This window comes from Pseudomonas sp. NPDC089396, assembly GCF_044749545.1.
Lineage (GTDB): Bacteria > Pseudomonadota > Gammaproteobacteria > Pseudomonadales > Pseudomonadaceae > Aquipseudomonas.
The window spans coordinates 26,992-49,043 of sequence record NZ_JBIVIC010000001.1; the positions used below are offsets into that span (position 1 = coordinate 26,992).

The 22,052-nt window shown below is 62.8% G+C and carries 22 protein-coding genes; 9 read left to right on the forward strand and 13 right to left on the reverse strand.

The window, feature by feature from the left end; translation table 11 throughout:
• Nucleotides 1-232 precede the first annotated feature (232 nt).
• The 4 genes from ACIPZB_RS00120 to ACIPZB_RS00135 all read right to left on the reverse strand — a co-directional run bounded on the left by ACIPZB_RS00120 (nucleotide 233) and on the right by ACIPZB_RS00135 (nucleotide 2,192).
• Complete coding sequence (locus ACIPZB_RS00120) at nucleotides 233-703, reverse strand: inhibitor of vertebrate lysozyme family protein (protein WP_400638527.1); 471 nt, start codon at nucleotides 701-703, stop codon at nucleotides 233-235.
• Nucleotides 704-705: 2 nt separating this feature from the next.
• Nucleotides 706-867: a DUF1328 domain-containing protein gene (locus ACIPZB_RS00125; protein WP_008092060.1), complete on the reverse strand. Its 162-nt coding sequence runs from the start codon at nucleotides 865-867 to the stop codon at nucleotides 706-708.
• A 42-nt stretch (nucleotides 868-909) separates the two neighbouring features.
• Nucleotides 910-1,194, reverse strand: coding sequence for a hypothetical protein (locus ACIPZB_RS00130; protein WP_400638528.1), 285 nt, complete (start codon nucleotides 1,192-1,194; stop codon nucleotides 910-912).
• Nucleotides 1,195-1,370: 176 nt separating this feature from the next.
• A complete protein-coding gene (locus tag ACIPZB_RS00135) occupies nucleotides 1,371-2,192 on the reverse strand; it encodes a BON domain-containing protein (protein WP_400638529.1) in 822 nt (273 codons plus the stop codon).
• A 210-nt stretch (nucleotides 2,193-2,402) separates the two neighbouring features.
• Here ACIPZB_RS00135 and algB point away from each other — a divergent pair, with 210 nt between their 5' ends.
• Both algB and ACIPZB_RS00145 read left to right on the forward strand, forming a co-directional pair.
• Nucleotides 2,403-3,749 carry a sigma-54-dependent response regulator transcription factor AlgB gene (algB, locus tag ACIPZB_RS00140; RefSeq protein WP_400638530.1) on the forward strand — a complete coding sequence of 449 codons (1,347 nt, stop codon included), beginning with the start codon at nucleotides 2,403-2,405 and terminating at the stop codon, nucleotides 3,747-3,749.
• Nucleotides 3,746-5,524, forward strand: coding sequence for a KinB sensor domain-containing domain (locus ACIPZB_RS00145; protein ID WP_400638531.1), 1,779 nt, complete (start codon nucleotides 3,746-3,748; stop codon nucleotides 5,522-5,524). The genes algB and ACIPZB_RS00145 overlap by 4 nt, the downstream gene beginning before the upstream one ends.
• Here the strand turns inward: ACIPZB_RS00145 and ACIPZB_RS00150 are convergent.
• The 7 genes from ACIPZB_RS00150 to ACIPZB_RS00180 form a co-directional block, all read right to left on the reverse strand.
• Nucleotides 5,521-7,140 carry an EAL domain-containing protein gene (locus ACIPZB_RS00150; protein WP_008092068.1) on the reverse strand — a complete coding sequence of 540 codons (1,620 nt, stop codon included), beginning with the start codon at nucleotides 7,138-7,140 and terminating at the stop codon, nucleotides 5,521-5,523. The two genes, ACIPZB_RS00145 and ACIPZB_RS00150, sit on opposite strands and share 4 nt — an antisense overlap.
• A 71-nt stretch (nucleotides 7,141-7,211) precedes the next feature.
• Entirely contained in the window at nucleotides 7,212-7,988 is a 777-nt protein-coding gene (locus ACIPZB_RS00155) for an N-acetylmuramoyl-L-alanine amidase (RefSeq protein ID WP_400638532.1), read from the reverse strand.
• 64 nt (nucleotides 7,989-8,052) lie between these two features.
• Entirely contained in the window at nucleotides 8,053-9,954 is a 1,902-nt protein-coding gene (locus ACIPZB_RS00160) for a diguanylate cyclase (RefSeq protein WP_400638533.1), read from the reverse strand.
• Nucleotides 9,955-10,050: 96 nt separating this feature from the next.
• Nucleotides 10,051-10,905 (reverse strand): endonuclease/exonuclease/phosphatase family protein, encoded by an 855-nt coding sequence (locus ACIPZB_RS00165; RefSeq protein ID WP_400638534.1) that lies wholly within the window; start codon nucleotides 10,903-10,905, stop codon nucleotides 10,051-10,053.
• A gap of 12 nt (nucleotides 10,906-10,917) precedes the next feature.
• Nucleotides 10,918-11,553 (reverse strand): thiol:disulfide interchange protein DsbA, encoded by a 636-nt coding sequence (gene dsbA, locus ACIPZB_RS00170; RefSeq protein WP_400638535.1) that lies wholly within the window; start codon nucleotides 11,551-11,553, stop codon nucleotides 10,918-10,920.
• A 153-nt stretch (nucleotides 11,554-11,706) separates the two neighbouring features.
• Nucleotides 11,707-12,324 (reverse strand): c-type cytochrome, encoded by a 618-nt coding sequence (locus ACIPZB_RS00175; RefSeq protein WP_400638536.1) that lies wholly within the window; start codon nucleotides 12,322-12,324, stop codon nucleotides 11,707-11,709.
• 31 nt (nucleotides 12,325-12,355) lie between these two features.
• Nucleotides 12,356-12,658 (reverse strand): c-type cytochrome, encoded by a 303-nt coding sequence (locus tag ACIPZB_RS00180; RefSeq protein WP_400638537.1) that lies wholly within the window; start codon nucleotides 12,656-12,658, stop codon nucleotides 12,356-12,358.
• A 193-nt stretch (nucleotides 12,659-12,851) separates the two neighbouring features.
• Between ACIPZB_RS00180 and yihA the strand changes: the two genes are divergently transcribed.
• Nucleotides 12,852-13,484 (forward strand): ribosome biogenesis GTP-binding protein YihA/YsxC, encoded by a 633-nt coding sequence (yihA, locus tag ACIPZB_RS00185; protein ID WP_008092077.1) that lies wholly within the window; start codon nucleotides 12,852-12,854, stop codon nucleotides 13,482-13,484.
• Nucleotides 13,485-13,882: 398 nt separating this feature from the next.
• On the opposite strand, the gene polA is transcribed toward yihA, so the two are convergent.
• Complete coding sequence (polA, locus tag ACIPZB_RS00190) at nucleotides 13,883-16,630, reverse strand: DNA polymerase I (protein ID WP_400638538.1); 2,748 nt, start codon at nucleotides 16,628-16,630, stop codon at nucleotides 13,883-13,885.
• Between the two features lie 74 nt (nucleotides 16,631-16,704).
• Here polA and ACIPZB_RS00195 point away from each other — a divergent pair, with 74 nt between their 5' ends.
• Both ACIPZB_RS00195 and ACIPZB_RS00200 read left to right on the forward strand, forming a co-directional pair.
• Nucleotides 16,705-16,992, forward strand: coding sequence for a DUF2782 domain-containing protein (locus tag ACIPZB_RS00195; RefSeq protein WP_346612818.1), 288 nt, complete (start codon nucleotides 16,705-16,707; stop codon nucleotides 16,990-16,992).
• Between the two features lie 69 nt (nucleotides 16,993-17,061).
• The gene (locus ACIPZB_RS00200; protein ID WP_400638539.1) at nucleotides 17,062-18,012 is read left to right on the forward strand and encodes a homoserine kinase; all 951 of its coding nucleotides are present in this window, start codon (nucleotides 17,062-17,064) and stop codon (nucleotides 18,010-18,012) included.
• A gap of 111 nt (nucleotides 18,013-18,123) precedes the next feature.
• Here ACIPZB_RS00200 and ACIPZB_RS00205 read toward each other — a convergent pair whose 3' ends face one another.
• Complete coding sequence (locus ACIPZB_RS00205; protein ID WP_400638540.1) at nucleotides 18,124-19,080, reverse strand: zinc ABC transporter substrate-binding protein; 957 nt, start codon at nucleotides 19,078-19,080, stop codon at nucleotides 18,124-18,126.
• Between the two features lie 18 nt (nucleotides 19,081-19,098).
• Between ACIPZB_RS00205 and zur the strand changes: the two genes are divergently transcribed.
• The 4 genes from zur (at nucleotide 19,099) to ACIPZB_RS00225 (ending at nucleotide 21,964) form a co-directional block, all read left to right on the forward strand.
• Nucleotides 19,099-19,584, forward strand: a complete 486-nt coding sequence (gene zur / locus ACIPZB_RS00210) for a zinc uptake transcriptional repressor Zur (protein WP_008092084.1) — start codon at nucleotides 19,099-19,101, stop codon at nucleotides 19,582-19,584.
• Nucleotides 19,581-20,354: a zinc ABC transporter ATP-binding protein ZnuC gene (gene znuC / locus ACIPZB_RS00215; RefSeq protein ID WP_400638541.1), complete on the forward strand. Its 774-nt coding sequence runs from the start codon at nucleotides 19,581-19,583 to the stop codon at nucleotides 20,352-20,354. Before zur ends, znuC begins: the two co-directional genes overlap by 4 nt.
• On the forward strand, nucleotides 20,347-21,129 hold the full coding sequence (gene znuB, locus ACIPZB_RS00220) for a zinc ABC transporter permease subunit ZnuB (protein ID WP_400638542.1): 783 nt from the start codon (nucleotides 20,347-20,349) through the stop codon (nucleotides 21,127-21,129). The genes znuC and znuB overlap by 8 nt, the downstream gene beginning before the upstream one ends.
• Nucleotides 21,130-21,256: 127 nt before the next feature.
• Nucleotides 21,257-21,964 (forward strand): PA5502 family lipoprotein, encoded by a 708-nt coding sequence (locus ACIPZB_RS00225; RefSeq protein WP_400638543.1) that lies wholly within the window; start codon nucleotides 21,257-21,259, stop codon nucleotides 21,962-21,964.
• Nucleotides 21,965-22,052: the final 88 nt, after the last annotated feature.

Here is a 22,052-nt window from a genome sequence, read left to right on the forward strand (position 1 = left end):
ATGGCGTGAAACACGCCTGGCCTGAAGCTTCCGATTCTGCCTTTTCCTGACCCGGCCCAATCCTGGAGGCACTCCCTGTACCCCTAGGCCACTCCGATCCTGCAACAATCAGAACAGCCCGGCCCCTTGGTCATGTGTCGCCCCTCCTCGGGGCGGCGCATCATAGAAGCGTGAAAGATAGAAAGGTTCCGCTTCTATTACATGACAGCGCGCGACCGCTCGTCGGTGACGCTCAATACCACTTCGGATCGCGCTTGAGTTGCTCCTGCAACATCGACTTCATGCCTTCGTCCGGTTTACCCAGCCAACGGTACTGCGCGTGGCGGGTGGGCGACTTGTCACTGGGCAAGCCCTCGGGTACTTCAACGAGCATCCCGTAGGCATCGTCCTTGTCCCAACTGAACGCCACGATCAGGCGTTTGTAGGTGCAGTTTTCCTGGGATTCGCACAGCGGGCCGACCAGGTACTTGTCGCCATCTTCAGTCACCGCCGACATCTGTTGCTCGGCGCTGCCCGTGAGGTTGATCACCCAGTCGGGCAGGCGTTCCTCGCCTTTGAGTGCGTCCTGCCAGGTTTCCTGGTACTCGGGGTCCGAGCCGAGCAACTGGTCGACCCGGACCTGGCCGTCATTGGCCGCCATGGCTCCCGCGCTACCCGTCAATACCAGGGCGGCAGCCAACGTCGTGCAAAGCTTCCTGCCCATCTTCAACCTCGACCACGTCCAAAGAAGAAGGAGGCTACGAACAGGACCAGGAAGACAATGAACAGGATCTTCGCGATACCCGTAGCGGCGCCAGCGATACCACCGAAGCCAAGTACGGCGGCGATGATGGCGATGATGAGGAAAGTGATAGCCCAGCTAAGCATGATGCTTCTCCTTTCTTTTTTGAGATCGGTCCAGCCTGACCGTCAGAACACCCAGCGTTCCTGGGGCACGACATTTGCCACGGTGGCTGGCGAGGTATTGGCTGCTGGCAGCGATTGGGCTGCCTTCACCAAGGTGTTGGCACGCGTTGCCTGAATGTGCGTCAGCAACGCGGTTTGCGCCGCGACCTGTTCGGCCAGTCGGGCGGTCTGCCAGCTGTAGTAGAAGAGGCCGGCAGCCAGCGTCAGCAGCATCGCCATCCCGAGTAACAGGACTTGGCGCAGGGGGAGTGCGACATTTTGCGAGCGGTTGACGGATTGGCGGTTCATGCCGGTTCTCCTGCTGTAATTTTTCTATACAAACCTGAATAGGTAATTGCAGCCTGCATGCCAGCCGTCAAATTCAAATAAAATCCTTATAAATCAATAACTTATTTGAATTCCATATCCCCCTTGAGGACGTATCCTGCACGATGGCGCCTTTGACGTCGTGCGAATTGCACGATTCAGCCCTCGACCTTGGTCGCCACTTTCAACAGGTCAGCATCCACGCCGCGCACCCCAATGATCTGCCGGGCAATCTCTACCGCGATGGTTTTCTGCTCACTGCTGAGCACCTCGCCTGACAGCCGCACCATGCCTTCTTCACTGGCCACCTTTATATTCAGGCCGTCCAGATTGCGGCTGAAGCGGAAGCTGTTCTGGATCTTGTCGATCACCCAGCTGTCACTGGGTTGCGGCCCAGTGGACGCATCGACCGGGGTTTCCCGCGCCTTGGCCATGGCCACGGTATCCAGGCTGACCAGGTTGTTCACCAGGTGCACCCCATCGGTGGTCCGCGCCACCACCCCAGCCAACTCCTTGGCCTCGGTGCTGTCGACCTTGCCGCGCAAAGTCACCACGCCACCGCTGCTTTGCACTTCGATGGCGGCCTTTTCCGTGATACGGCTCCACAGCAGCCGAGCGCGGATCACCGCGGCCAGGGTTGCATCCGTCAGGCGCTGGGCGTACGCGCGCAGCTCGAGTGGGCGCTCGACCAATTCGGCATTGACCCGCAGTTGGTTGTCGACCTGCTCGATGCCTCGGGTAGCCAGCGCCACCTGCTCGGCCAACTGGCGCTCGACCTCATTTTCCACTTCACCCGAAAGGCGTGCCTTGGGCCCTTCGACTTCGACATCTATACGAAACGGATTGAGCATCTGGTTGAGCGAAAGCGCCGTTTGCAACGAACCCTGAAGGCGAGCGTCCTGGATCGGGTCGGCCATGGCCGAGGTGCAAATGGAGAGGAGGCTGACCGTCAGCGCGGCCATTCGGATGGAAAAGGGCATGACTGCACTCCTTTTATGGGCAAAATCCGTAAATCGTCGCAACCAATGTGCCAGCGCGTAGCTCTAAGGAAATCATCGATATATCAGTGAACAGAGCCGCTACTTGGCCATTGGCTAGCATGCAAAGGGCAGAATCCTTCAGAATCGACCATGCAACTTGCCCGATTTTTCCCACACTAATTGAAGAGCTATCCTAAGGAGCGCAGGAAAATGGAATCAGCCCAGGACAACCAAGGCCGCATTCTGCTGGTGGACGATGAGTCCGCTATCCTGCGCACCTTCCGCTATTGCCTGGAAGACGAAGGCTACAGCGTGTCCACCGCCAACAGTGCCACTCAGGCCGAAGCCTTGTTGCAGCGCCAGGTGTTCGACCTTTGCTTCCTCGACCTGCGCCTGGGTGAGGACAACGGCCTGGATGTACTGGCGCAGATGCGTATCCAGGCACCGTGGATGCGCGTGGTGATCGTGACCGCGCACTCAGCGATCGATACGGCGGTCGATGCCATTCAGGCGGGTGCTGCCGATTACCTGGTCAAACCCTGCAGCCCCGACCAATTGCGCCTGGCCACCGCCAAGCAACTGGAAGTTCGCCAGCTGTCGGCACGCCTGGAAGCGCTGGAAGGCGAAGTACGCAAACCCAAGGACGGCCTCGACTCGCACAGCCCGGCCATGATGGCGGTGCTGGAAACTGCACGCCAGGTGGCCACCACCGACGCCAACATCCTCATCCTTGGCGAATCGGGCACCGGCAAGGGCGAACTGGCCCGGGCCATTCATGGCTGGAGCAAACGGGCACGCAAGGCCTGCGTGACCATCAACTGTCCATCGCTGAATGCCGAATTGATGGAGAGCGAGCTGTTCGGCCACACCCGTGGTGCCTTTACCGGTGCCAGCGAGAGCACCCTTGGGCGGGTCAGTCAGGCTGACGGCGGCACGCTGTTTCTCGACGAAATCGGCGATTTCCCGCTGACCTTGCAACCCAAGCTGCTGAGGTTCATTCAGGATAAAGAGTACGAGCGCGTCGGCGATCCGGTGACCCGCCGCGCCGATGTACGGATCCTCGCCGCGACCAACCTGAACCTTGAAGAAATGGTGCGCGAAAGCCGTTTTCGCGAAGACCTGCTGTACCGCCTGAACGTCATCACCCTGCACCTGCCGCCGCTGCGCGAACGTAGCGAGGACATCCTGACCCTGGCCGACCGCTTCCTGGCACGCTTCGTCAAGGAGTACTCACGCCCGGCCCGCGGTTTCAGCGACGAAGCCCGCGCGGCGCTGCTCAACTACCGCTGGCCCGGCAACATCCGCGAGCTGCGCAACGTAATCGAGCGCGCCAGCATCATCTGCCCGCAGGAGCGCGTGGAAATCAGCCACCTGGGCATGGGCGAGCAGCCCGCCAGCAATGCCCCCCGAGTGGGCGCGGCACTGAGCCTGGATGAGCTGGAGCGCGCCCACATCGGTGCGGTGCTGGCGACCAGCGACACGCTCGACCAGGCGGCCAAGACATTGGGCATCGATGCCTCGACGCTCTATCGCAAACGCAAGCAGTACAACTTATGAGATGGCCCATGAAGCTGCGCACGCGGCTTTTCCTCAGCATCTCAGCACTGGTCACCGTTGCCCTGCTGGGCTTGATGCTGGGCCTGGTCAGCGTGTTGCAGATGGCCACGGTGCAGCAGCAGTCGGTGCGCGATACCACCCAAGCCCTGGAAACAGGCCTCAAGTTGCGGCAGAACCTTGGTGAACAACTGACGCTGATTCTCGATGAGGATACCGCCCCGGAAAACCTCCAGACGTTGCAGGAGAGCTTTCAGAGCCTGCTGCATCAGGGGCTCGAACAAGGCGGAGAACGCACCGGCTTCAGCAAGGCCAACAGCAACTACCAGGCCTTCCTCCAGGCTTACCGTGACAGCCCGACACCGGCACGCAGCATGGGTGTCGAGCAGCCACTGGGCGCCGCGTTCAATCAGGTTCGCACCGACCTGATCGATTCCCACAAGCAAGCCCTCGAACAGATCACCCGCAGTGAAGAACGCACGCGCGACCGCGCCTTGCTGGTCAGTGGCGTGCTCGGCCTGATGGGGCTGGTGGTGGTGATCCTGGGCTTTATCACCGCGCACAACATCGCCCGTCGCTTTGGCCAACCGATCGAAGCCTTGGCCAAGGCGGCCGACCAGCTTGGCCAAGGCAACTTCGACGTCACCTTGCCGGTAACCCAGGCGATCGAGCTCAACCAGCTGACGCGCCGTTTTGGCTTGATGGCCGATGCCCTGCGCAAGCACCAGGCCACCAATGTCGATGAACTGTTGGCCGGCCAACAGCGCCTGCAGGCAGTGCTGGACAGCATCGACGACGGTTTGCTGATCATCGACCGCCAAGGCCGCCTCGAGCACCTCAACCCGGTTGCCCAGCGCCAGCTGGGCTGGAGTGACAGCCGCGTCGGCAGCGGCCTGGCCGAAGCCCTGCAGCGACCGGAACTGGAGCAACAGCTGCGCCAAGTGTTGCGCGGCGGCAGCCTGGATCGCCCACCTGACGACCTGAGCATCGAGGTCGATGAAGAGTCACGCCTGCTGACGTACAGCCTGACCCCGGTCAGCCACCCGCAAGGGCCGATTCTGGGGGCCGTAATGGTGTTGCATGATGTCACCGAGCAACGTGCCTTCGAGCGTGTGCGCAGCGAGTTCGTGCTGCGCGCCTCGCATGAACTGCGCACCCCGGTTACCGGTATGCACATGGCCTTTGGCTTGCTTCGCGAGCGCATCAAGTTCCCACCTGAAGCGCGCGAAAGCGACTTGCTGGAAACCATCGGCGAAGAAATGCAGCGCCTGACCCAGTTGATCAACGACCTGCTCAACTTCTCGCGTTATCAAAGCGGGCTGCAGAAGCTCGACCTCGCACCCTGCGCCATCGATGCGTTGCTGGAACGGGCCCAGTCACGTTTCAGCGAACCGGCCTCTGCCAAGCAGATCGAGTTGCTCAAGGAGCTGGATATGCCACTGCCTCGCATACAAGCCGACATCGCCCAACTCGACCGCGTGCTCGATAACCTGCTGCACAACGCCATCCGCCACACCGCCCGCGGCGGGCGCATCCGCCTGCATGCGCGGCGGCATGCGGAGCGGGTGATCATCAGCGTCGAAGACAACGGCGAAGGTATTGCCTATGGCCAGCAGGGGCGGATCTTCGAGCCGTTCGTGCAGGTCGGGCGCAAGAAAGGCGGGGCAGGGCTGGGGTTGGCGTTGTGCAAGGAAATCGTCCAGCTGCATGGCGGGCGCATGGGGGTATTTTCTCGACCGGGGCAGGGCACGCAGTTCTACATGGCGCTGCCCGTCTAAGGCTCATCATCGATTCGCTGCCGCCTGACTTGCCGGCCGCGGGTCACCAGCTCGGCGAACTGCCGTGCATTCAACGGATGGGCAAACAACCAGCCCTGGCCGTAGTTGACCCCTTCGCTGTTGAGCAGCACCGCCTGCGCCTCGCATTCGATACCTTCGGCAATCACCCGCAGATGAAGGTCATGGGCCATGCGGATAATGTGCGGTGCTACGCCACTGCTGGCCGCATCGTGCCCCAAGGCATCGATGAACGCCTTGTCGATCTTCAGGCAGTCGACCGGCAAGGTCTGCAGGTAGGCCAGGCTGCAGTAGCCGGTGCCGAAATCATCGATCAGTACCTGATGGCCTACAGCACGCAGTGCTTGCAGGTTGTCACGGGCCACGACCACATCGATCAGCCCGCGCTCGGTCACCTCGAAGGCGATCTGGCTGGCCGCGACTCGGTGCAGCGCCAACAACCGCGCTGCCACCCGGCCGATGCGCGGCGCCATCACATCGCAGGCGGCAAGGTTCACCGAAATGTACAGGTTGCGGTGCGAACGCAATAACTGCCCCAGCTGTTCCAGCACGCGCTGCAGGACAAAATCGGTGATCTGGCGGATCTGGCCGGTGTTCTCGGCCAGCGGAATGAACAAGTCCGGGCTGGTCAGCGTGCCATCCGGTCGCCGCCAGCGCACCAGCGCTTCGGCCCCCACACACCGCCGGCTGTCGAGTTCGATGATGGGTTGGTAGAGCACCTGCAATTCGCCGCGACGCAGCGCATTTTGCAGCTCCGAACTCATCGAGCGGCGCTGCAGGATCAGTTGCAGCACCAGCCACCCGATGCAACAGGCCGCCAGCACGCTGCCGGGGAACAACAGCCAGAGCATGCCGTTCATCCTCAGCGGCAGGCTGGCCCGTGGCGCGATCAGGACGAGCTGGTAGTCCGGTGATTTGGTCGGCATGCGATAGACCAGGCGGTCATGCAGTTCGAACAGCGAATTGCCGCTGGGTGGCGGCCAGCTGTTGGCAGGCGGCCAGACTTGCGGCGGGCCCAGCACCGGGATAGCACGCGTGCCATTGTCGAGCACTACCAACAGGCTGCCGCCGGGTGGCAGGTCGACCACATCGGTCAGATGCCCGCGCGAAGTGGAAACCAGGAAATTGCCCCGGGCGAGCATCAGCGCGGCGAGGTTTTCGTTGGGTTCGGTGGTGGTGTTGAGCCAGTAGCTGTAGGTCGGGCCCTGGATATCCGGCGCCCGCGTGGGAACGAAGGCCCTGGCGCCGCCGCGATTGGAACAGGCGACATTGACGTCGACGTAGGCCGCCTCGTAGATGAAGCGTGAACCTAGCCCAACCTGTTGCAGCAACGCCAACATCGCCGGACTGCAACCTCGAAGCGGCTGACCCTGCAGCTCATCGACGCCCTCACGCAGCTGGCCGAACACCTGTTCCAGGCGATCGAGAAAGCGCTCGCCCTGGGCGTTCATCTGCGCGCTCTCGCTTTCCTTCATCTGCTGCAGGGCAATACCGATGCTGGCAGTCAGCAACACTGCGGCGCTGGCTACCGCTGCCAAGGCAGCCAGCATCCAGGGTCGGTAGAAAAATTGGCGCAGTGCAGTTATTAGGGCCGACATGGGCAGCATCCGGTTGATATACAAGATATAGCAACTGAAGCGTGGATTAGCCTGGCCGTTTGGCGGAGGATTTACCGCATGCGGTTAAGCACCTGCAACATCGCCGCCGTCTGCGCATCGGGCGTGCCATCGAAACGCTGTGGACGGAAACGCATCTGGAAGGCCGCGATGACATGGCGCGTGGCCACATCCAGCTGCCCTGTCTGTTCAATAGCGTAGCCAAAGCGGGCCAGTTCCTGCTGATACCAGCCGATGGTTGGCGGGTTGGCGTTGAAGTAGGCCTGCTGCCGGGCCACCGCGTTGGCCTCGGGCCAAATGCCAAGCCCCGCTTCGGCCAGACGCTTCCAGGGGAACAGCGGCCCCGGGTCGAGCTTGCGCAACGGCGCGATGTCACTGTGACCGACGATGTGCCGCGGTTCGATGTTGTTGCGCTTGACGATGTCCTTGAGCAAGGCGATCAGCGACTGGATCTGCGCTTCGGTGTAGGGGTACCACACCCGGCCATTGGGGGTGTCATCGAATCCTGGGTTGACGATCTCGATACCGATGGAGCTGGAGTTCAGCCAGGTCCGGCCCTGCCACTGGCTATCTCCGGCATGCCAGGCGCGACGGTTTTCGTCGATCAGTTGGTAGACCGTGGCCGGGCCGTCGCCGATCAGGTAATGGGCGCTGACCTCTCCGTGGGTGAGCAGCTCCAGTGAGCGCTCCAGCGAGGCATTGGTGTAATGCAGAACGACGAACTGGATGCGCTCGTCCTGGTTGGCCGAGGGATGGCTGCGGTCGATGCGCAGGCCCGTGGAACAGCCTGCCAGGACGATCAGCAGCAATGCAGAAAACAGCGCTTTCATAGGGGAAACCAGGTGATGAGCCGGTAACGCATCAGCATAACGTATGCGCGCCCAGCCCACCCACTCAGCTTTGCTCCACCCGATTGCGGCCTTGGCCCTTGGCCCGGTACAGCGCCGCATCGGCACGCTTTAGCACCTGGTCGCCACGCTCGCCGGAACGGAAAGCGCTCAGGCCAATGGAGGTGGTGATGACCACGCGTTCGCCTTTGAAATGGAACGGGCAGGCCTCGACGGCGGCGCGCAGCACCTCGGTGACCTGGGCAGCGGCTGCAGGTGTTGTCTGCGGCAGCAGGACGACGAATTCCTCACCACCGAAACGGGCGATGAAATCGCGTGCCCGTAGGCGCTTGCGCAACTGCTCGGCAACGATCTTCAGCACCTTGTCGCCCGCCAAGTGCCCATAGTTGTCATTGATGCGCTTGAAGTGATCCAGGTCGAGAATCGCCATCGCCAGATGCCCCCCCTTGTCCTGCCAATCGAGCATCTCGCGCTCGACTTGCTCGCTCCAGGCGGCGCGATTGGGCAGACCGGTCAGCGGGTCGATCAGGGCCTTCTGGCGCTGCTCTTCCAAGTGCTCGCGATAGCCAAGGGCCTCCTGCTCCATGCTCGCGACCCGTTCGGCCAGGCCTTGCAGACGTCCAGCCAGCTCTTGTTCGCGGCGGGCACGTACCTGCTGGTGGTCGTCCATGGTCGCCAGCAGGCCTTCCAGTCGGCTTTCCAGGATGTGCTTGAGGCTGCCGACATCGGCCGCCCCCTGTACGCTGCTGTGCAGGCCATCGACCTGCTCGCGCAACTGGCTGTCCAGCTCGCGTGCGGCAGTACTGTTATCGGCATGACCGGCGCTGGCTTCGTGCAAGTGGCTCTGGAAACTTTCCAGGCGCTCGTTGAGCTGCTGCAGGTAGGTTTCAAATTCGTGCTGGCCGCTGTCGGTGATGGCCAGCATGAGCACGGCCAGGTCATCGAGCACCGGAATCAGTTCGTACCAGTTCAGCCCGCGCGCCACGCGCTCGCGCATCGCCAGGGCCTGAGCCTTGTGGCGCTCCGGCAGGCTGAGGTCATCGAGCAGGCCGAGCAGCGTCTGCTCGATATGCGCGGCAACCTGGCTGTAGGGCGGCTCGACTGCGTCCGGGAGCGAGTAGGGGCCATCTTCGCCGAAGGTTTGCTCAAGGCTCGCCAGGTCTTCGGCCTCGGCTATCCGCTCTTGAGACGGTGCTGTCGATTCTGCGGCTTCGCCAGCAACGGGCTCGACATCCGACACCTCTGGCGATGGCTGGCCTGGGTCAGTTTCCGGCGACGACTCAAGTGGGCGCAGCTCGTCTGCATCGAGTGGCGGCAAGTCCACCAGAACGGGACCATCAGGCAATGGCTGAGACGGTGTGTCGGCCTGTGCATCAGCTACCGGAGGCGCCGGTTCGGGAGCGTCCTTCGTCTCAGGGTCGCTGTCACGATTACCGAACAACCGCTGCAGGAACCCTGACCTGGCGTGTTCATCCGGCTTGCTCAGCGATGTCAGCGCGCGCCCCTGCAGCCCGCTGAGCTCACCCAGCAAGGGCGGCAATTCGCGCGACTGGCTGACGCCACCGTCGAGTTTCTTCGCCAGCTTCTTCAGCGGGCGGGAAACCTCACCGGGCAGCGGCAAGCCTTGAAGTTGGGTAACCAGCGCAGTCAGCGCATCGCTGACCTGGCTCATGCGCGTATCGCGGCGCTGTTCGGAGTCCAGCACGGCCTTTTCCAGGCGCGGGATCAATCCGGCAAGGCCGGCGTCCATGTTGTCAGTGCGGATGACTTCGCGCATTTCCTTCATGCATTCGTCGACAACCTTGTCGCTGCCCTCGGCGGCGAGGGAGCTGCGCACCAGGCCCCGACGCAGCAAATCGAGCCGGGCGGCCCAGCGGCGTTCGAGCTTTTCCTGCTGTTCGATGCTTTTGAGGTATTTTTCTTTCCAGCGCTCGGCTTCTTCGGTCATGCCTGGATCCGCGACGGGTGATGCATCTGTGGGACGTGAATACAGGCTGTCGGCGCGTACCTCGAACACTTGAGGGTGCAAGAGGCGTTAGCTGATCTAGCTCAAGACCGGCAGCGTATCCACAGTCAGTGCATCAGGCAATCGGATCTCCACTGCGACCGGGAGGTGGTCGGAAATCGGCTGCGCCAGCACCTCGACCCGCTCAAGGGTCAGGCTCGAGCTGAGCAGGATATGGTCCAGGCAGCGCTGCGGGCGCCAACTGGGGAAGGTCGCTTCGACCTGAGGGGCGATCAGGCCCAGGTCGCGCAAGGGGGAGTGGTCAAGCAAGTCGGTGGCATGGGTATTCATGTCGCCCATGAGAATCTGATGGCGGTAGCCGCCGATCAGTTCACGAATGTAGGCCAGCTGCCGAGCGCGGGTCTTGGCGCCCAGCGCCAGGTGCATCATGACCACGATCAGCGCATCCTCACCTTCGCCGAAGCGCACCAGGATCGCGCCGCGACCCGATGGGCCGGGCAGGGGATGGTCTTCGAGCAGTTGTGGCTTGAGGCGGCTGAGCACGCCGTTGCTGTGTTGGGCAAAGCGCCCGAGGTTGCGGTTGAGCTGCTGGTACCAGTAGGGGAAAGCGCCCAGATGGGCGAGGTGTTCCACCTGGTTGACGTAGCCCGAGCGCAGGCTGCCGCCATCGACTTCCTGCAAGGCCACCAGGTCGAAGTCGTTGAGCAGGTCGCCAATCTTCTGCAAGTTGCCCGCCCGCCCGTTGTGCGGCAGCAGGTGCTGCCAACTGCGGGTCAGGTAATGGCGGTAGCGCTCGGTGCTGATGCCGACCTGGATGTTGAAACTGAGCAGCCGCAAGCGACCATCCTCGGGCAGGCCGGAAGCCTGCAGGTGATGCTCGTTGACCTGCGGCTGGTGCAGGCCAATGCCACGCGCGGATCTGAAACGGCGCATGGGGTTCGCCGCTTACTTAGCGGCGCGCTCCTTGGCGATCAGTTGGTCGGCGACGTTCAGCACACCTTCCGGCCCTTGAGCGGTGCCAAGGTCAAAACGGTATTTGCCGTTGACCACCATGCTGGGTACGCCGGTGATCTCGTACTTCTTCGCCAGTTCCTTGGCCTGATTGACCTGGCCTTTGATGGCGAAGGAGTCGAAGGTGGCGAGGAACTTGTCCTTGTCGACGCCCTGGGTGGCCAGGAAGTCGGCCATGTCGTTCTTGTCAGTCAGGCGCTTGCGCTGGTTCTGGATGGCATCGAACACCGCAGCGTGAACCTTGTGCTCGACGCCCATGGCTTCAAGGGTCAGGAACATCTGGCCGTGGGCATCCCAAGGACCGCCGAACATGGCAGGCACGCGCTTGAAGTGGACATCCTTGGGCAGTTTTTCAACCCATGGGTTGATCACCGGCTCGAAGGTATAGCAGTGAGGGCAGCCGTACCAGAACAGTTCGACCACTTCGATCTTGCCGGGGACGGATACCGGAACAGGGTTGCTCAGCTCGAGGTATTCCTTACCGGCCGTAATAGGCTCCGCGGCCTGGACGGCGGCCATACCGAACACGCTGGCAGCGACCAGCGCGGCGCTGAGAATCAGTTTACGCATGCTTTACTCCTGAGCAGTCATTGGTCGCCTCGACACGACCCGTTCTGAGACAGGTCGGGAAGGGCCCGAGTTCTGTAGTGTAACGGCAGCGGACAGAAAAAAGGGCGGTCCGCGCCGCCCTTTCATCTTTACCGTCGACGCATTAACCGAATGTTAATGCAGACCCTGGATGTAGCTGGACAAGGCCTGGATGTCATGGTTGCTCAGCTTGCTTGAGATGGTGCGCATGATGGCCGCATCGCCATCGTTGGTGCGGTCGCCTTCTCGGAAATCGGTGAGCTGCTTGGCCACGTACTGCGAATGCTGGCCCCCAAGATGCGGGAAACCGGCCAGTGCGAGACCCGCGCCATTGGGCGAGTGGCAGCCGGTACAGGCAGGCATGCCTTTTTCCAGGTCGCCACCATTGAACAAGGCGCGGCCTCGCTCGACCAGCTTGGGATCGGCGGCGCCGACGCTACCCTTCTGGCTGGAGAAATAAGCGGCGATATCGGCCAGATCCTGGTCGCTGAAATTGGCCAGCATGCCGGTCATTTCCAGCACGGTACGCTTGCCCGACTTGATGTCGTGCAGCTGTTTTTCCAGGTAGCGCTGGCCCTGGCCGGCCAGTTTCGGGAAGTTCGGCGCCAGGCTGTTGCCGTCGGGGTTGTGGCAGGCCCCACAAACGGCCGTTTTGGCCTGGCCGGCGGCGGCATCGCCTTTGATGGGGTCCGCAGCAGTGGCTGCACCGGCGACACCCATGGTCAACAGCAGACTCACGACTAGTTTGTTCATCAGCTAATCCAACACGGCTAAGGGTGAAATGTTATGTATCGGGACTGCCGCTCATCCAAAGGATGACCAAACGGTAGTCCTCGGCACTGCAGTCCATGCACAATCCACGCGGCGGCATAGCCTTGAAACCCTGGGTAACATGCGTCTGGAGTACCTCCATGCCTTTCGCCAGCCTTGGCTCCCACGCTGCCCGGTCGCCCTTCTTGGGTGCCTGTGGCAACTGCCCGGCGTGACAGGCCGCACACGTGCGGTTGTACAACGCCTCGGGATCCTGTGTAGCCTGTGCGCTGAAAAACGGCAGGAACATACCGACAGCAAGCAGCCATTTCGCCATGCGAAACGACCTGACAGGGTTGGGGGACGCGCTGCGTTCTGATGCGCGAGCTATTGTTCGACACCCCATGCCCGTTCTCCTTCGCTGGGAGAATGAGCACACAAAAACTGGGGCATTATATACTTCCGCCATCCAAACGGAAACGACACCGCTTGCCGGCCTAGGCTTTGGCAACACCCACATCGGATATCCCATGCAAGTCAAGAACCCCATCCTCGGCCTCTGCCAGAAAGCCAAATTCGCCCTCAGCGCTGCCAAGGTCGAACAATGCCCGGACGATCAGGGTTACGAGGTGGCTTTCGCCGGCCGTTCCAACGCCGGCAAATCCAGTGCCCTCAATACCCTGACTCATGCCAGCCTGGCGCGTACCTCGAAAACTCCAGGGCGCACCCAGCTGTTGAATTTCTTCAGTCTGGACGATGAACGGCGTTTGGTCGACCTGCCGGGCTACGGATATGCAAAAGTCCCGATTCCGCTCAAGCAACACTGGCAGCGCCACCTGGAAGCCTACCTGGGCAGCCGCGAGTGCCTGCGCGGGGTGATCTTGATGATGGACGTGCGCCATCCCATGACCGACTTCGACAAGATGATGCTCGATTGGGCCAAGGCCAGCGGCATGCCAATGCACATCCTGCTGACCAAGGCCGACAAGCTGACCCACGGCGCGGCCAAGAACACGCTGCTCAAGGTGCAGTCGGAGATTCGCAAGGGTTGGGGGGATGGCGTGACCATCCAGCTGTTCTCGGCACCCAAGCGCCTGGGGCTGGAAGAGGCCTACAAAGTGCTGGCCGACTGGATGGAGCTGGAAGACAAGCCAGTAGCCTGAAGACGGAGGCGGCCCTATCGCCGGCAAGCCGGCTCCCACAAAAAGCCCAAGCACCACCAAACCTTGTGGGAGCCGGCTTGCCGGCGATAGGGCCAGCACCCACACCCCAAATTCCGGGCAAAAAAAACCCCGGACTTCGTATGGGGAGGGGGAAGTTCGGGGTCCAAGTCCGGACCGCTAGGGCGGGGTCCGGGTATCTGCCAACACTTAACACAACATAGGAGCATCGAAGGGCTTCACCAGCCATTCAGTTACTCTGAGTTCCGCTTCACCCATTTAGTTCCGAAGCCCTGAAAACTATTTGCGATAGTTTCATGAAACTTCTGAACCAATGGCATAGGGCCACTCCAGGATCCGCGTCACTACGCCGCAGATCCTACACAGCTTTCCCTGCTCAATCAGTGAGCTTCGTCCCAATTCGCACCAATACCCACTTCGACCAGCAGCGGCACATCCAGTTGCGCGGCACTGCTCATGTGCCCGCGAATTTCATCTTTCACCTGCTCCACCAGGTCTGCACGCACCTCCAGCACCAGTTCGTCGTGCACCTGCAGGATGACGCGCGCGTCCAGGCCGCTCTGGCTGAGCCAGTTGTCGACGTTGACCATCGCCCGCTTGATGATATCGGCAGCGGTACCCTGCATCGGCGCGTTGATCGCGGTGCGCTCGGCGCCCTTGCGCAGGGCCGGGTTCTTGGCGTTGATGTCCGGCAAGTACAGGCGACGGCCGAACAGGGTCTCGACGAAACCTTGCTCGGCTGCCTGGGCGCGGGTGCGCTCCATATAGGCCAGCACGCCCGGATAGCGGGCGAAGTAACGGTCGATGTAGTCCTGCGACTGCTTGCGGTCGACACCGATCTGCTTGGCCAGGCCGAAGGCGCTCATGCCGTAGATCAGGCCGAAGTTGATGGCCTTGGCGCTACGGCGCTGGTCGGTGGTGACCGCCTCCAGGGCCACGCCAAATACTTCCGCAGCCGTGGCACGGTGCACATCGAGGTCGTTACGGAAGGCATGCAGCAGGCCTTCATCCTTGGCCAGGTGCGCCATGATGCGCAGCTCGATCTGCGAATAGTCCGCCGCCAGCAGCTGGTAGCCCGGGCTGGCCACGAAGGCCTGGCGAATGCGCCGGCCCTCAGCGGTACGGATCGGGATGTTCTGCAGGTTCGGGTCGCTCGACGACAGGCGACCGGTGGCCGCCACCGCCTGCTGGTACGAGGTATGAATGCGCCCGGTGCGCGGGTTGATCTGGCCCGGCAGCTTGTCGGTGTAGGTGCTCTTGAGCTTGCTCAGGCTGCGGTACTGCATCAGTACCTCGGGCAGCGGGTAGCCCTGCTCGGCCAGCTCGTCGAGTACCGCTTCGGCCGTGGACGGCTGGCCTTTGGCGGTCTTGCTCAGCACTGGCATGCCCAGCTTGTCGTAGAGGATCGAGCCGAGCTGCTTGGGCGAACCGAGGTTGAACTCTTCACCGGCCAGCTCGTAGGCGCGACGCTCCAGGTCGGCCATTTTTACGCCCAGCTCACCGCTCTGTACCTGCAGCAAGGCGGCATCGACCAGCGCACCCTGGCGCTCGATCTTGGCCAGCACCGGCACCAGCGGCATCTCGATGTCCATCAGCACCGGCTGCACGCTCGGCGTCTTGGCCAGGCGCGCCTGCAGTGCCTGGTGCAGGCGCAGGGTGATGTCGGCATCTTCGGCCGCGTAAGGGCCAGCCTTGTCCAGGTGGATCTGGTTGAAGGTCAACTGCTTGACGCCCTTGCCGGCGATGTCCTCGAACGAGATGGTCGCGTGGTCGAGGTACTTCTGCGCCAGGCTGTCCATGTCGTGACGGGTGGCGGTGGAGTTGAGCACGTAGGATTCGAGCATGGTGTCGTAGGCCACGCCGCGCATCTCGATGGCCGGGGCGCCATTGGCCAGGATGTTGATGTCGTACTTGGCGTTCTGCCCGACCTTGGCCTTGGCCGGGTCTTCCAGCAGCGGTTTCAAGGCCAGCAGCACGGCTTCACGATCCAGCTGGACGGGCGCGCCTTCGTAGTCATGGGCCAGCGGCACATAGGCCGCTTCATGGGCTTGCACGGCGAAGGACAGGCCGACCAGCTGCGCTTTTTGCGCATCCAGGCTGGTGGTCTCGGTGTCGAAAGCGAACAACGGCGCCTGGCGCAGTTTCTCCAGCCAGGCGTCGAAACGGGCCTGGTCGAGGATCGTCTCGTACTTCGGCTCGACCTTGGCCGCAGGCTCCTCGACCGGCGCAATTTCAGCGCCAGCCTTGGCCGCGTCACGCTGAACATCAGCGACCCAGCTCTTGAACTCCATCTCGGTGTACAGCGCCAGCAGCGCTTCGCGGTCCGGCTCGCCGCACACCAGCGCGTCCACTTCGATATCGAGCGGCACGTCGAGCTTGATGGTCGCCAGTTCATAGGACAGGAACGCCGCGTCGCGGTGCTCTTCCAGCTTGGCGGGGAGGGTCTTGGCGCCACGGATGGCCAGCGTCGGCACCTTGTCGAGGTTGGCGTAGAGGTCGCTGAGGCCTCCGCCGATACCGGTCAGCAGGCCTACTGCCGTTTTTTCACCAACGCCCGGTACGCCAGGAATGTTGTCGACCTTGTCGCCCATCAGGGCGAGGAAATCGATGATGTGCTCAGGACCAACGCCAAATTTCTCGTGCACGCCAGCGACGTCCAGCACGCTGCCGGTCATGGTATTGACCAGGGTAACGTGGCCGTCCACCAGCTGCGCCATGTCCTTGTCGCCGGTCGAGATGATCACCGGCCGGCCCTGGGCGGCACTGCTACGCGCCAAGGTACCGATCACGTCGTCGGCCTCCACGCCCTCCACGCACAGCAGCGGGTAACCCAGTGCCTTGACGCTGGCGTGCAACGGCTCGACCTGGACCCGCAGGTCGTCCGGCATGCTCGGGCGGTTGGCCTTGTACTCGGCGAACATGGCGTCACGGAAGGTGCCGCCCTTGGCGTCGAACACCACGGCGAAGAGGCTGTCGGGATATTGTTTGCGCAGGCTCTTGAGCATGTTCAGCACACCCTTGACCGCGCCGGTGGGCATGCCCTTGGAGGTGGTCAGCGGCGGCAGTGCGTGGAAAGCGCGGTAGAGGTAGGAGGAACCGTCCACCAGGACGAGAGGCGCTTGGCTCATGAGGAGAATCAACCTTTTCGGCGGGTCCGGGGCTAGAATAGCCGGATCAATGACGACAAAGGGACAAGGTTATCATGCGTACACTCAATCGCCTGTTACTGCTCGGTCTGATGGCAACCATGCCAGTCGTCACCCTGGCGGCGGACGACGCCCCCTCGGCCGATCCCGAGGTGACCATTCGCACGGAAGGCGATAAAACCATCCAGGAATACCGCCAGAACGGCTTCCTGTATGCGATCAAGATCACGCCGAAAAACGGCAAACCTTATTTTCTGGTACGCGCCGATGGCTCTGATGGCAATTTCATTCGTTCCGACCAGCCGGACATGCTGATCCCGTCCTGGAAGATCTTCGAGTGGTAATCTGACGCGTATCGTTCACATCAACCCGGCACTTCCCGGCGGAAGTGCCCGCATGGGCATCTTTTCATCATGTCAGTCTTCACCCCCGTGACCCGGCCTGAGCTGGAAACCTTTCTGGCGCCTTACGAGCTGGGCCGTCTGCTCGACTTCCAGGGCATTGCCGCCGGCACCGAAAACAGCAATTTCTTCGTCAGCCTCGAACAGGGGGAGTTCGTCCTGACGCTGATCGAGCGCGGGCCCAGCGAGGACATGCCGTTCTTCATCGAACTGCTCGATACCCTGCACGCCGCCGACATGCCGGTGCCCTATGCCCTGCGCGACCGCGACGGCAACGGCCTGCGCGAGCTGTGCGGCAAGCCTGCCCTGCTGCAGCCACGGCTGTCGGGCAAGCACATCAAGGCGCCGAACAACCAGCACTGCGCCCAGGTCGGCGAGCTGCTGGCGCACATCCACCTGGCCACCCGCGACCGAGTGATCGAGCGCAAGACCGACCGCGGCCTGGACTGGATGCTGGCCTCCGGTGCCGAGCTGATGCCGCGACTGACCCCCGAGCAAGTGGCGTTGCTGCAGCCGGCACTGAACGAAATCACCGCGCACAAGGCCCAGATCCTCGCCTTGCCGCGGGCCAATCTGCATGCCGACCTGTTCCGTGACAACGTGATGTTCGAAGGCACCCACCTGACCGGTGTGATCGACTTCTACAACGCCTGCTCCGGGCCGATGCTGTATGACATCGCCATCACCGTGAACGACTGGTGCCTGGATGAGCAGGGCGCGATCGATGTGCCACGCGCCCAGGCGCTGCTGGCGGCCTACGCGGCGTTGCGACCGTTCACGGCGGCCGAGGCTGAGCTGTGGCCGGAAATGCTGCGGGTAGGGTGTGTGCGCTTCTGGCTGTCGCGCCTGATCGCGGCGGAGTCGTTTGCCGGGATGGATGTGATGATCCATGACCCGAGCGAATTCGAGGTGCGTCTGGCGCAGCGTCAGCAGGTGGCTTTGCACTTGCCGTTCGCGCTCTGACCGCAGTGGCCCCATCGCCGGCAAGCCGGCTCCCACAGGTTCACCACAACGCTCAAGGCCTGTGGGATACCTGTGGGAGCCGGCTTGCCGGCGATAGGGCCAGCCCAGGCATTACAACTGCTCCAGGCACCCCGCCAGGTCACCGCCCAACTTCTCCAGCAAGCGCTCATACCCCTTGGCATCCACCGGGTCCGCGCCACCCAGGGCATCCAGTTCGGCCAACCGCACCGGCAGCCCGGCCGTCAGCGTTTCAGCCAGACGCGGCCGCAGCGGCGGCTCGCTGAACACACAGGTCTTGCCCACTTCCTGCAGGCGCTTGCGCATGGCGGCGACATGTTGCGCGCCAGGCTGCACCTCAGAGGCCACGCTGAACACACCGGTGTGCTTCAGCCCATAAGCCGACTCGAAGTAGTCGAACGCTTCGTGGAACACGAAGTAAGGTTTGTCGGCGATACCCGCCACACGCGCCTTGATGCGTGCATCCAACCCGTCGAGACGCTCCCTGAACGCCTTCAGGTTGCTCTGGTAGCGCGCCGCGTTGGCTGGGTCCGCCGCCGCCATGTCAGCCGCCATCTTCGCCGCGATGACCCGCGCGTTGGCCGACGATAGCCACAGGTGCGCATCCAGGCTGCCCGGGCGGTGATCGTGGTCATGCTCGTCGTGGTCGTCTTCCTCGTGGGAATGGCTGTCCTCGCCGAAGTGGCGCAGCTGCAGGCCTGTCAGCGACTGCACGGCGACCGTGGGCTTGCTGCGGCTGCCGAGCACCCGTGGCAGGAAGCTCTCCATGTCTGGGCCGATCCAGTACAGCAGGTCGGCATCGGCCACTCGCCGCACGTCAGATGGGCGCAGCGCGTAGTGGTGCGGCGAGGCGCCGGGCGGCAGCAGCACGTCGGGGCTGCCCACGCCGTCCTGCACGGCGGCGGCAATCTGCTGCAAGGGCTTGATACTGGTCAGCACGCGCACATCGGCCTGCGCCGAGCAGGCGATGAATGCGACAAAAAGCACAAGGAATCGGGACACGTTGAATACTCGACTCGTCAGAAACAGGTAACATAATAACGTCTCCATCCAGAACCGTCGCTGACCATGTCCATCACGCCGCTGGCTCACCGCCCCCACGATCATTCCCATTGCGTACACAGCGCCCTGGCCGAAGCCGACGCCTTGTGCACCCGCCAAGGCCTGCGCCTGACCGCACTGCGTCGCCGTGTACTGGAACTGGTGTGGCAGAGCCACAAGCCGCTGGGCGCCTACGACATCCTCGCCGTGCTCAGCGAGCAGGACGGCCGCCGCGCCGCCCCGCCCACGGTGTACCGCGCACTCGATTTCCTCCTGGAAAACGGCCTCGTGCACCGCATCGCCTCGCTCAACGCCTTCATCGGCTGCAGCCACCCGGAACACGCGCACCATGGCCAGTTCCTGATCTGCCGCGTGTGCCACGTGGCCATCGAGCTGGAGCAGGACAGCATCAGCGACGCCATCGTCACCAGCGCCAAGGGCGTGGGCTTCACTGTCGAGACCCAGACGGTGGAAATCGTTGGCCTTTGCGGCAACTGCCGGGGCACAGCATGAGCGACGCCCTGATCCGCCTTGAGCAGGTCGGCGTCACCTTCGGCGGCGAGGCGGTGCTCGATAGCATCGACCTGTCGGTGGCACCCGGCCAGATCGTCACCCTGATCGGCCCCAACGGCGCCGGCAAGACCACCCTGGTGCGCGCCGTACTCGGGTTGCTCAAGCCGCATCGCGGCAAAGTGTGGCGCAAGCCGAAGCTACGTATCGGCTACATGCCACAGAAGATCCAGGTAGATGCCACGCTGCCGCTCTCGGTGCTGCGCTTTCTGCGCCTGGTGCCCGGCGTAGACCGCGCGGCAGCCCAGTCAGCGTTGCAGGAAGTCGGAGCCGAACAGGTGATCGACAGCCCGATCCAGACCATTTCCGGTGGTGAGATGCAGCGCGTGCTGCTGGCCCGAGCGCTGCTGCGCGAACCCGAGCTGCTGGTGCTGGACGAGCCCGTGCAGGGCGTCGACGTGGTCGGCCAGACCGAGCTGTACAACCTCATCACCCGCCTGCGCGACCGCCACCGCTGCGGCGTGCTGATGGTGTCGCATGACCTGCACCTGGTGATGAGCGCCACCGACCAGGTGGTCTGCCTCAACCGCCACGTGTGCTGCTCGGGCCACCCCGAGCAGGTCAGCAACGACCCGGCCTTCGTCGAGCTGTTCGGCCAGAATGCCCCGAGCCTGGCCATCTATCACCACCACCATGACCACAGCCACGACCTGCACGGTTCGGTCGTTGCCCCTGGCGCCCATGTTCACGGAGAGCACTGCAAGCATGGCTGATTTTCTTCTCTACGCCTTGCTTGCGGGTCTTTCCCTGGCGGTGGTGGCGGGCCCGCTTGGCTCTTTCGTGGTGTGGCGGCGCATGGCCTATTTTGGCGACACCCTGTCCCATGCCGCACTGCTGGGCGTGGCCCTGGGCTTCGTGCTGGACGTCAGCCCGGCGCTGGCGGTAACCGTCGGCTGCCTGTTGCTGGCCATCCTCCTGGTCACCCTGCAACAGCGCCAGCCGCTGGCCTCGGACACCCTGCTCGGCATTCTCGCGCCGAGTACCCTGTCGCTGGGCCTGGTGGTGCTGAGTTTCATGAAGGACGTGCGCATCGACCTGATGGCCTACCTGTTCGGTGACCTGCTGGCCATCAGCCCCGGCGACCTGGGCTGGATCCTTGGCGGCAGTGCGCTGGTCTTGCTGCTGCTGGCTGCATTGTGGCGGCCACTGCTGGCCATTACCGTGCATGAAGAACTGGCCATGGTCGAAGGCTTGCCGGTGGCCGGCCTGCGCATGGCGCTGATGTTGCTGATTGCCGTGGTGATTGCCGTGGCCATGAAGATCGTCGGCGTGCTGCTGATCACCTCGCTGTTGATCATCCCGGCTGCCGCCGCGCAACGCCATGCCCGCTCGCCCGAACAGATGGCGCTGGGTGCCAGCCTGCTGGGTGTTGCAGCCGTTTGCGGGGGCCTTGCCCTGTCCTGGTTCAAGGACACCCCCGCCGGCCCATCGATCGTGGTCTGCGCGGCGGTGCTATTCTTGCTGAGCCTAGCCCTGCCAAAACGCTGAAAACCGGGGTACACGAGCGTGTGCCCTGCAACTTTTTCGCGGGTAAAGGGTCTGTAAGACCTGTTTTCGAGCGTGCGCACCTGGGTGTAGACTTGCTCGCTTTTTGCGCAAATAGAGAGTCGCAGGAATGAAGCCGTTCGCATCCCGTTATCTGCTTGTTGCCGCGTTTTCCCTGCTCCTGGCCGCTTGTTCCAGTGCGCCGGTCGATCAGACCGATGCACCTGCCCAAGCTGATGCCTGGCAGCAGCTGCAGCAGAATATCGCCAGCAATGAGCTGGCCACCGCCGAAGACCAGCTGGCTGCCCTGCAGGCCCAGTCACCCGATGATGCACGCCTGGAGCAGTACCAGCGCCAGTTGGCCGAGGCCTACCTCAAGCGCAGCCAGATCGTCCTGCAGAAGGGCGATGTCAACGCGGCGGCGACCGCGCTGGCCCGGGCCCGTGCGCTGATGCCGCAGGCACCGGCCGTCACGGGCGGTGATGCAGTCTCCCAGGCGCGCAAGGCCGAGCTTGAGAAAGCCGAAGCGGCCTTGAAGGCGGCCGAAGCCAAGCCGAAAGCGCGGGTGATCGACCCGACTGCGCCGAGCACGGTGATTGCGCTGAAGACCACGGATATTGCCGCCATGCGCCGCCAGCTCGATGAAATTGCCAAGGACGTGGTGAATTACCAGTGCGAAGTGGTGTTCCAGGTGCCGCGTACCGAGGATGCGCCTTGGTTGAAGAACCTGCTGGAGAAGCGGGTGCACAAGATCGACAGCGGCTTCAAGCTGAAGCAGAAGCATGAGATTCAGCGCAAGTTGCCGGCTCAGGTGGTACTGGTTCCGCATCAGCAGTGATGTTTGATGGCCTCATCGCCGGCAAGCCGGCTCCCACAGGGCCCCACAACCCTTGAGCACTGTGGTGTACCTGTGGGAGCCGGCTTGC

Coding starts and splice junctions, on each gene's coding strand:
- znuC (WP_400638541.1), top strand. CDS start 19,581: ATGAGCGACGCCCTGATCCGCCTTGAGCAGGTCGGCGTCACCTTCGGC.
- ACIPZB_RS00205 (WP_400638540.1), bottom strand. CDS start 19,080: ATGGAGACGTTATTATGTTACCTGTTTCTGACGAGTCGAGTATTCAAC.
- ACIPZB_RS00175 (WP_400638536.1), bottom strand. CDS start 12,324: ATGAACAAACTAGTCGTGAGTCTGCTGTTGACCATGGGTGTCGCCGGT.
- ACIPZB_RS00135 (WP_400638529.1), bottom strand. CDS start 2,192: ATGCCCTTTTCCATCCGAATGGCCGCGCTGACGGTCAGCCTCCTCTCC.
- polA (WP_400638538.1), bottom strand. CDS start 16,630: ATGAGCCAAGCGCCTCTCGTCCTGGTGGACGGTTCCTCCTACCTCTAC.
- ACIPZB_RS00160 (WP_400638533.1), bottom strand. CDS start 9,954: ATGACCGAAGAAGCCGAGCGCTGGAAAGAAAAATACCTCAAAAGCATC.
- ACIPZB_RS00130 (WP_400638528.1), bottom strand. CDS start 1,194: ATGAACCGCCAATCCGTCAACCGCTCGCAAAATGTCGCACTCCCCCTG.
- zur (WP_008092084.1), top strand. CDS start 19,099: ATGTCCATCACGCCGCTGGCTCACCGCCCCCACGATCATTCCCATTGC.
- znuB (WP_400638542.1), top strand. CDS start 20,347: ATGGCTGATTTTCTTCTCTACGCCTTGCTTGCGGGTCTTTCCCTGGCG.
- ACIPZB_RS00225 (WP_400638543.1), top strand. CDS start 21,257: ATGAAGCCGTTCGCATCCCGTTATCTGCTTGTTGCCGCGTTTTCCCTG.
- ACIPZB_RS00145 (WP_400638531.1), top strand. CDS start 3,746: ATGAGATGGCCCATGAAGCTGCGCACGCGGCTTTTCCTCAGCATCTCA.
- ACIPZB_RS00165 (WP_400638534.1), bottom strand. CDS start 10,905: ATGCGCCGTTTCAGATCCGCGCGTGGCATTGGCCTGCACCAGCCGCAG.
- ACIPZB_RS00155 (WP_400638532.1), bottom strand. CDS start 7,988: ATGAAAGCGCTGTTTTCTGCATTGCTGCTGATCGTCCTGGCAGGCTGT.
- algB (WP_400638530.1), top strand. CDS start 2,403: ATGGAATCAGCCCAGGACAACCAAGGCCGCATTCTGCTGGTGGACGAT.
- ACIPZB_RS00150 (WP_008092068.1), bottom strand. CDS start 7,140: ATGTCGGCCCTAATAACTGCACTGCGCCAATTTTTCTACCGACCCTGG.
- yihA (WP_008092077.1), top strand. CDS start 12,852: ATGCAAGTCAAGAACCCCATCCTCGGCCTCTGCCAGAAAGCCAAATTC.
- ACIPZB_RS00120 (WP_400638527.1), bottom strand. CDS start 703: ATGGGCAGGAAGCTTTGCACGACGTTGGCTGCCGCCCTGGTATTGACG.
- ACIPZB_RS00180 (WP_400638537.1), bottom strand. CDS start 12,658: ATGGCGAAATGGCTGCTTGCTGTCGGTATGTTCCTGCCGTTTTTCAGC.
- dsbA (WP_400638535.1), bottom strand. CDS start 11,553: ATGCGTAAACTGATTCTCAGCGCCGCGCTGGTCGCTGCCAGCGTGTTC.
- ACIPZB_RS00200 (WP_400638539.1), top strand. CDS start 17,062: ATGTCAGTCTTCACCCCCGTGACCCGGCCTGAGCTGGAAACCTTTCTG.
- ACIPZB_RS00125 (WP_008092060.1), bottom strand. CDS start 867: ATGCTTAGCTGGGCTATCACTTTCCTCATCATCGCCATCATCGCCGCC.
- ACIPZB_RS00195 (WP_346612818.1), top strand. CDS start 16,705: ATGCGTACACTCAATCGCCTGTTACTGCTCGGTCTGATGGCAACCATG.